The organism is Mitsuokella jalaludinii DSM 13811 (genome assembly GCF_000702905.1).
In the GTDB taxonomy this organism is placed as follows: domain Bacteria; phylum Bacillota; class Negativicutes; order Selenomonadales; family Selenomonadaceae; genus Mitsuokella; species Mitsuokella jalaludinii.
Genome location: NZ_JNKR01000050.1, coordinates 1 through 5343 on the forward strand (window position 1 = coordinate 1; position 5343 = coordinate 5343).

The 5343-nt window shown below is 47.1% G+C and carries 7 protein-coding genes and 1 pseudogene; 7 read left to right on the forward strand and 1 reads right to left on the reverse strand.

Annotated features, from left to right (window positions below; genetic code table 11):
- The 3 genes and pseudogenes from T518_RS10980 to T518_RS10990 all read left to right on the forward strand — a co-directional run.
- A pseudogene (locus T518_RS10980) lies at positions 1-84 on the forward strand (IS200/IS605 family transposase); the annotation flags it as partial.
- A 203-nt stretch (positions 85-287) separates the two neighbouring features.
- Positions 288-683 carry an IS200/IS605 family transposase gene (gene tnpA / locus T518_RS10985; RefSeq protein ID WP_036378910.1) on the forward strand — a complete coding sequence of 132 codons (396 nt, stop codon included), beginning with the start codon at positions 288-290 and terminating at the stop codon, positions 681-683.
- A 7-nt stretch (positions 684-690) separates the two neighbouring features.
- On the forward strand, positions 691-1800 hold the full coding sequence (locus tag T518_RS10990; RefSeq protein ID WP_036378911.1) for an RNA-guided endonuclease TnpB family protein: 1110 nt from the start codon (positions 691-693) through the stop codon (positions 1798-1800).
- 363 nt (positions 1801-2163) lie between these two features.
- On the opposite strand, the gene T518_RS10995 is transcribed toward T518_RS10990, so the two are convergent.
- Positions 2164-3195, reverse strand: a complete 1032-nt coding sequence (locus T518_RS10995) for an NADH:flavin oxidoreductase (RefSeq protein WP_036378912.1) — start codon at positions 3193-3195, stop codon at positions 2164-2166.
- A 132-nt stretch (positions 3196-3327) separates the two neighbouring features.
- On the opposite strand from T518_RS10995, the gene T518_RS11000 reads away from it, so the two are divergent.
- From T518_RS11000 to T518_RS11745, 4 genes are all read left to right on the forward strand, one after another.
- Positions 3328-3711, forward strand: coding sequence for a winged helix-turn-helix transcriptional regulator (locus tag T518_RS11000; protein WP_036378913.1), 384 nt, complete (start codon positions 3328-3330; stop codon positions 3709-3711).
- 70 nt (positions 3712-3781) lie between these two features.
- The gene (locus T518_RS11005) at positions 3782-4162 is read left to right on the forward strand and encodes an epoxyqueuosine reductase QueH (protein WP_211248225.1); all 381 of its coding nucleotides are present in this window, start codon (positions 3782-3784) and stop codon (positions 4160-4162) included.
- 309 nt (positions 4163-4471) lie between these two features.
- Positions 4472-4939 carry a pyridoxamine 5'-phosphate oxidase family protein gene (locus tag T518_RS11010; protein ID WP_248617204.1) on the forward strand — a complete coding sequence of 156 codons (468 nt, stop codon included), beginning with the start codon at positions 4472-4474 and terminating at the stop codon, positions 4937-4939.
- 257 nt (positions 4940-5196) lie between these two features.
- Positions 5197-5343 (forward strand): transposase (locus tag T518_RS11745; protein WP_248617205.1); only part of this gene is annotated, 147 nt, incomplete at its 3' end.

Sequence of the window (5343 nt, forward strand, 5' to 3'; positions counted from 1 at the left end):
TCACGCAGCTACTATATGAGCACACTTGGCAACATGAGCAAGGAAGTAGTCGCAAAATACATCCAGAATCAGTATTCCAAGTGACTACCGTTGCGGCCATTCCTCTCCTGACTGAAGTGAGAAGATTCCTGGCCGCATTTTAACCTAAGCCGCCAGAAGTCCTCCACCTCTTAGGTGGGTGATGAAGGCGGGCATGGCGAATTTATGTAAGTAATTGAGCCATACCATTGCTCTGTAGATAGTTATGTAGTATAATCAGTCGTAGATGAGAAAGGATTGATTATACTATGAAATTGGATAGTAATAACCATTCAGTATTCTTACTCTATTACCATCTCGTTTTGGTGGTAAAGTATCGCCGCAAAGTATTCTCTGACCAAATGAGCCAATACGCTAAAGATATTTTTGTCCGCATTGGTTCATCGTATAACATAACGTTGGAGGAATGGAATCACGACCAAGACCATGTTCATATCATGTTTCGCGCTCATCCCAATACAGAACTATCAAAATTCATCAATGCTTATAAAAGTGCCAGCTCTAGGCTGATCAAAAAAGATTTTCCAGAGGTTAGGCATAAATTGTGGAAAGAAATGTTTTGGTCAAGAAGTTATTGCCTGCTGACAACAGGCGGTGCTCCTATTGAGACAACACGAAAATACATAGAACATCAAGGCAGGTGAGATTATAGTGAATAAGGCATACCGATACAGGCTCTGCCCGACAACTGAACAAAAGATTATGTTTGCCAAGACTTTCGGCTGTGCCAGATTCATCTATAACAAGATGCTTGGAGATCGTCTTGATTACTATAAGGAAACAGGCAAGAGGCTGAACAATACACCTGCACAGTACAAGAAAGAATTTCCTTGGCTGAAAGAGGTTGACAGCCTTGCTCTCGCCAATGCCCAAATAAACCTGAACAAGGCATATAACAACTTTTGGAGCAATAGGAAGCATTTTGGCAAGCCACGCTTCAAGTCGAAAAAAACAGGTCATGCTTCATATTCTACGAACAACCAACATGGCTCTGTAAGAATCGAGGGAAACAAGGTCAAACTGCCTAAAACAGGCTGGGTAAAGCTGTGTCTGCATCGTCCATTGATGGAGAATAGCACCATAAAGACTGTAACCATAAGTAAAACACCGTCCGGAAAATACTATATCAGTATTTTGGTTGAGTATGAAAACCAAATACTTTCCATCATACCGAAGAATTTTCTTGGATTGGATTTTGCTATGCACGGTCTGTATGTTGCTTCCGATGAGGACAATGCCGATTATCCAAATTTCTTACGGAAAGCCGAAAAGAGATTGGTCAAGGCACAAAGAAAACTCTCTAAGAGACAAAAAGGGAGCCGTAACAGGAATAAGCAAAGACTGCGTGTGGCTGTACTCCATGAGAAAATTGCTAATCAACGCCGTGACTTCCTGCATAAGAAAGCTCGCTATCTTGCAGACCGCTATGATGCGATTGGCATAGAGGATATTAGCGTAAAAGCCATGGCGAAGCGAAAGAAGGATGGCAAGTTCAGCTTTGGTAAATCCATATCCGACAATGGCTGGAGCATGTTCACAAGTATGCTGGAATACAAACTTGCATGGCAGGGTAAGCAACTTATCAAGATAGACAAACGGTATCCAAGCAGTCAGCTATGCCATGTTTGTGGCTACCAGAACAATAACACCAAAGACTTATCTGTGCGGGAATGGGATTGCCCTAAGTGTGGCAGTCATCATAACCGTGACAAGAACGCTGCAATAAACATTAGAGAAGAAGCTAGGCGAATATCTGCCTAGCGTAACTCATAAAGTACCGTGGGTCGCACGGGAATCTACGCCTGTGGAGAGAGTGTAAGTCGCCATAACTCTTCGGAGTTAGCGGTGCTGTTCTCGCCGAAGCAGGAAGCTCCCGCCTCTATAGGCGGGGGTATGTTCACTTGAAGAATCCGTACTGGCTAATGGAACAAATGGAAAAATGACAGAACTGTCCAATTTAGGGGGGCAAAATCCCCACCGAGGGGGTGCAAATGCACCCCTTTTCTTTTTCTTAAAGCCTTGTCCCGTGCGGCTTCCGAGGAATACTTGCTTAACGATAGGCAGGGGGCAAGGGGGTTCATTCGGTAGGTATGACCTGTCTTTTCAATGAAGATTAGCTTGTTTTCATAATGTATCACGCTTTCTGAAAACGCATTTGTGATCCTTTGATGAGTAGCAGGCATTACAGGAAACGCATTGGGATACAATGGTCGAATCGGCTTTCATCTTATTCGGCAGATCCGGTTCTCTGAGAAGCGGTCTGGAAAGGGAGATGAATGCGATATCTGTTTGATTCAGGACAGATTCCATCCCATCCAGGCTCCGGAAACCGCCGACTACGATGACAGGACAGCTGACCCTTTTGGCAACCTTTGCTGCGACAGGAACAAAGTATCCTTCCTTCACATGGGCTTTGATACTGCCGACAGACGGCCTGTTTCCGCTGACCTCGATAGAGTCGATGCCGGCCTGATCGAGAAGCTGGCAGATAGCCAGACATTCTGGCTCTTCTATTCCACCGTGGGTAAAATCGCTGCTGTTGATCTTGATGGTAATATGAAGCTTTGGAGCCGCCTTGCGGATGCCGTTCATAATATCCAGAAGGATATGGGAGCGGTTTTCCGTTGATCCGCCATATTCATCGGTACGATGGTTGACTGCGGGACTGATAAAACGGCTCAGGAAGAAGAAGTGGGCAGCATGGATCTGTACGCCATCAAAGCCCGCTTTTTCGGCCCGGATGGCGGCATCGATGAACTGCCGGATTACATACTGTATCTCATCGGAAGTCATATCATCTGGTTCGACTTGCATAAAGCGTCCTTTGACTTCCCGATAGTATGCTCCAAGGGCAAGCTCTGTGATAACAGGGATTCCTTCTGCGTGGATGATATCCGTCAGTTTTTTATACTGTGGAATGAGGGAGTCATCACACAGCCGCATCATGCCGCCATAGTAGTAGTCATGCAGCGCGACGCTGGTACAGCCTGTAATGATGGCACCGACTCCGCCTTTTGCCAGTTCTTTGTATATTTCGTATGCTGTTTCTGGCACGTTGCCATCGGGGTTGGCAATGCCTACCCAGGTAGCGGAGCGGATGAGGCGATTTTTTAGGGGGATATTCTTCAGGGCAGCAGATTCAAATATTTTCTTCATGATGAAACCTCTCCTTCAAAGTTGATTTTTGTGTATATGTTTATTATAATTAGATACGCAGATAAAACAAGAAGGAAGAATATTCTTTGCTACTATAAAATATATAGTAATGGATAGTTAGGGAGGTTTGCAATGGCTAAGAAACCGTTACCGAAAGAAAAAAACATTTATGAAACAGATTGTCCCATTCTCTATGCGATGAAACTGGTTGGGCAGAAGTGGAAACTTCCGATTCTGTGGTATATCGCTGATGCAGAAAATCAGACACTCCGGTACCGCGAACTGGAGAGAAAAGTCGTAGGCATTACAGCCACCATGTTGACGAAATGCCTCAGGGAACTGGAACAGGACAAGTTCATCACAAGGAAGCAGTACAGTACGGTACCGCCAACGGTTGAGTATTCACTGGCAGAACGGGGAAAGACATTGATTCCTGCACTAGAGCCATTGTATCAATGGGCTGACGTTCAAATGAAGAGAGAAAACAAAATTCAAACATCTGACAGTCCCTCATAAACAACACAGCCCATGCTTGTCTAATAGCAGATCTTTACGAATCATGAACTATGGTTTTTGATGGACAGGCCTGGAAGACGAACCGGAAGGCGGCGCCTGCTGCCGCGTCTGCTTCGTCCAGCGCATGAAGGCGACGGCTGAAAAGATGGAGGAATTAGGTTATGATTATTTCACGACGACTCTGACCGTCAGCCCCCATAAGAACTCACAGGTCATCAATGAAGTCGGTCGGGACATCGAAGACCAATACGGCTACGCTTATTTGCCGACGGATTTCAAGAAAAACAACGGCTTCCTTACATTGACGAAAATGACCGAAGCCTACCACCTCTACCGCCGGCCCTATTGCGGTTGCATTTTCGGTGCCCGCGACCAGGGCCTGGATTTGGAAAAAATTCGCCAAGATGCAGAAGCCTTTTTGGCCAAACAGGAATCGACCGTAGGGAGATAATAGCTGGAGGAAGGTAAAAAAGAACCTCTCATGACACAATGCAGATGGTCTGGCAACCACTAGATTTGCAATCTTTTGTTTTACATATTGACAAATCGAAATCTATCTCCAGCATTACCGGATCATCAACATCCTGCTGGCCCTGACTTTGCTGGAATGCATCTGGAGTATGCTGTGCGTGTGACGTTCGTATGGAGTTGGACTGAGGAGCGGACCTGTGGTACGCTATAGTCAGATGGCGGGAAACCCATCCTGTCATGAGGTCAAGATGGTGTGAATGATGAGAGGGGTAATCGTATGTTTCGCAAGATGAGACGATTTAAGCAGCAGCTTCCGGCGGAGGAATGCGTGGCGATCCTGAAGCGGGAGAAGCGCGGGGTGCTGTCGGTGCTCGGGGATGACGGGTATCCCTACGGGGTGCCGCTCGACCATTACTACGATGAGGCGAGCGGCAAGCTCTACTTCCACTGCGCGAAGGCGGGGCACAAGCTCGATGCGATCCGCGCCTGCGACAAGGTGTCGTACTGCATCACGGGCGAGGGGCGCCATGAGGACGGCGTGGAGTGGTCGCTGACATTCCGCAGCATCATCGTCTTTGGCCGCATGCGCGTGCTGGAGGACGAGGAAGCTTCGCTGCGCCTGGCGCGGCTGCTCGGCGAGAAGTTCACGGATGATGCGGCGTACCTCGACAACGAGGTAAAGCACGCCGGGCCGCGCATGCTCATGCTCGAATTGACGCCGGAGCACATCACGGGCAAGCGCGTCAATGAGTCGTGAGCCGTGATGATGTGACGCATGCCGTCGGACTGACGGACGATACGCGGCGGTTTGTGCCGTGATGGCATAACAGAGCGGATATCATGAAGGACGGGCGGCCTGCCAGATGGCGGGCCGCTTTTTGTATATAGAAAACCCCTGGTTAGACCAGGGGCTCGATAAAGCTTTAGCGATGAGTCTTTAAAGGATTTAATAAACCTCCCTTGAAGTATGAAGTTGCGGTCCGTCAACTGCAACCAATACGACAAAGGAGGTATATCGTAATGAAAGATCACGATGTACATAGTTTATCACATACAAAATGGGAGTGTAAATATCATATTGTATTTGCCCCTAAATACAGAAGAAAGGTCTTTTATGGTCAGAAGCGGTACGAGATTGGTCAAATCTTAAGGGAACTGTGT